Below are 2,444 nucleotides of genomic sequence, written 5' to 3'. Positions count from 1 at the left end.
TGTTAATTCTCACTAAAATACCCCCATATATTCTCACTAAAATGCCCCCACCTTAAGTTTTTAATTAAGGTTTAACTTGTCGGAGTATTAAAGTCCGACATTATGTATAAAGTGGCAATGTATAATACGATAAAAACACTGCTGTCCCACGGGAAATCCATACGGGAGATAGCCTCAGAACTTGGGATGTGCCGCAAGACCGTTTCCCGGATACAGAAAGCCCTTGAGCGTGGCTTAGAGGAACCTTTGCCCCAGGTAAGACCAAAGCTGCTGGATGATTATCTCGATGACATTCAGGTATATAAGGAAATGGGGCTGAGCGCGATACTTATCCACCAGCGCCTGCATGAGCAGCACGGTTTAGATGTATCTTACCCCAGTGTTGCCAGAAGTATCGAGCGATTAAAGAAGCAGGAGGTTTTTGTGCCGCTGCACAGCGATCCGGGAGAAGAAGCACAGGTAGATTTCGGATATATGGGTACTTTCCGCAGGAATGGCCGCCCTGTTAAAGTATGGGTGTTTTCCATGGTTCTCTCCCATAGCCGCTACAGCTTTTATAAACTGGTGACCAGCCAGCGGGTGGACGAATTTCTGGACTGCCATATCAAAGCTTTCGAGTATTTTGGGGGTGTTCCGCGTACTGTCAAACTTGACAACCTGAAATCTGGGGTGATCACTCCGGATCTTTATGAACCGGAGCTCCAGCGCAGGTATGCTGAATTTCTTTCCTACTACAGCTGTGCAGGAATTGCGTGCAGGCCACGCCGTCCACAGGATAAGGGCAAAGTTGAATCATCTATCAAATATGTAAAAAACAATTTTTTAAAGGGCTTCGATGGCAATAGCTATGAAGATCTGCTGTGCGGTCTTAAGGTCTGGAACGAAGAGACATGCAATAAGCGCGTACACGGAACCACGCGCCGTATCCCGCTTGCCGTATTTGAGCAGTATGAAAAGCATGCACTGCTTGCATTGCCCCCGGTGCGATATGAGATCCTGGAGGTCGGATCCAGAAAAGTCACCCGGCTGGCACACGTGAGCTACCGCCATAATTACTATTCGGTGCCCGCTGCCTATGCGGGCAGGACCGTCAGGCTCGAAAGCAACGGTACCTGCCTAAAAATATTTGACGGCAGCACACGCATAGCACTCCATCAGGTAAGCGCACAGATGGGTATGTACGTTTCTCTGGAGGAACACCGTCCGGATTATAAAAAGAATATCAGCAGAGAAGAATATAAGCGGCTGATGGGAAGTATCGGACCTTCTGCACTGCTCTTCTTTGAACATCTTCTGGCAGAAGTCCCTACCCACTGGAGCCCGATGACCCGCGGGATACTTAACTTAAAAAAGCGGTTTACCGACGTGCAGATCGACCTGTCATGTAAACGCGCGCTCCATTACAGAGCCTTCAGCTACCAGCAGGTCAAACGGATCTGCGAGAACAAGCTCTACAAGCAAAATTACGAGGAAATGGTTCCTATGGTGTATTCCAGCGAATACGAACACGAACTCGGGCTATACGACAGATTAACAAACTGAAATAAATAATATGGAAACATTATTAGCAAATTTACGCCAGCTAAAATTGGCCACGATGGCCCAGAACCTTGAAATGAGGAACAGGCATGCCCTGGAAAAACAGATCAGCTACCTTGAATTTCTGGAGCTGCTCATCGAAGATGAAACAGTAAAAAGACAGTCCAATGGCTATCAGTCCAGACTGAAGGAATCCCGTCTGGATACGCAAAAGATCCTGGACTGTTATGACCTGAGTTACCAGCCGGACCTGGACAGAAGGCTATTGTTTGACCTGGCTTCCTGCCGGTTCATAGAACAGCGCTCCAACGCTATATTCATGGGGAAACCCGGTGTCGGAAAAACCCACCTGGCCCATGCGATCGGGCTCGAAGCGGTCAAAAGAGGTAAAAAAGTACTGTTTGTACACACAAATGAAATGGTCGAAAGACTGTTCGCATCAAGGGCAGACGGAAGTTACCAGTCCGTATTGCAGCGTTATCTAAAGCCGGACCTGCTGATACTTGATGAGCTGGGCTTCAAAAAAATGCCGCAGAACAGTCTGGAAGATTTCTTTGAGATCGTTCGCAGGAGGTACGAAACCGGGTCTATGATCATCACCACAAACCGAAACTTTGAAGACTGGGGAAACCTCTTCGGTGACAGGGTAATTGCTTCTGCTATTATAGATAGGATTGTCCATCATGCAACAATTGTAAAACTTAATGGGAACAGCTATCGCGTAAAAAATCTTATCGAACTACAGGATCTTTTTCCTGGTGAAGATACCCCAAGGACTAGAAGAGGACGGCCTCGAAAGCAGGAAAACGAAATCTCAGATGATCAGGATAATGAATGATTTTTTTTGCATATTAGTGGTGGCATTTTAATGAGAATCAGTGGGGGCATTCTGATGAGAATTAACA

Annotated in this window: 2 protein-coding genes; both read left to right on the top strand. The window is 46.8% G+C overall.

What is annotated here, in order from left to right; all coding sequences use genetic code 11:
- The first annotated feature begins 102 nt into the window (after positions 1 to 102).
- A complete protein-coding gene (istA, locus tag L1283_RS28390) occupies positions 103 to 1,542 on the top strand; it encodes an IS21 family transposase (protein WP_112375392.1) in 1,440 nt (479 codons plus the stop codon).
- Between the two features lie 10 nt (positions 1,543 to 1,552).
- Positions 1,553 to 2,377: an IS21-like element helper ATPase IstB gene (istB, locus tag L1283_RS28385; protein WP_112375393.1), complete on the top strand. Its 825-nt coding sequence runs from the start codon at positions 1,553 to 1,555 to the stop codon at positions 2,375 to 2,377.
- Positions 2,378 to 2,444 lie beyond the last annotated feature (67 nt).

It is taken from the genome of Sphingobacterium sp. HSC-15S19 (assembly GCF_050433745.1).
Classification (GTDB): domain Bacteria; phylum Bacteroidota; class Bacteroidia; order Sphingobacteriales; family Sphingobacteriaceae; genus Sphingobacterium; species Sphingobacterium siyangense.
Note: the sequence above shows the minus strand (reverse complement) of the source record. Positions and strands in the feature narration are given on the sequence as shown.

Excerpts from the sequence above, each read along its gene's own strand:
- istA (WP_112375392.1), top strand. The coding sequence starts at position 103 with ATGTATAAAGTGGCAATGTATAATACGATAAAAACACTGCTGTCCCAC.
- istB (WP_112375393.1), top strand. The coding sequence starts at position 1,553 with ATGGAAACATTATTAGCAAATTTACGCCAGCTAAAATTGGCCACGATG.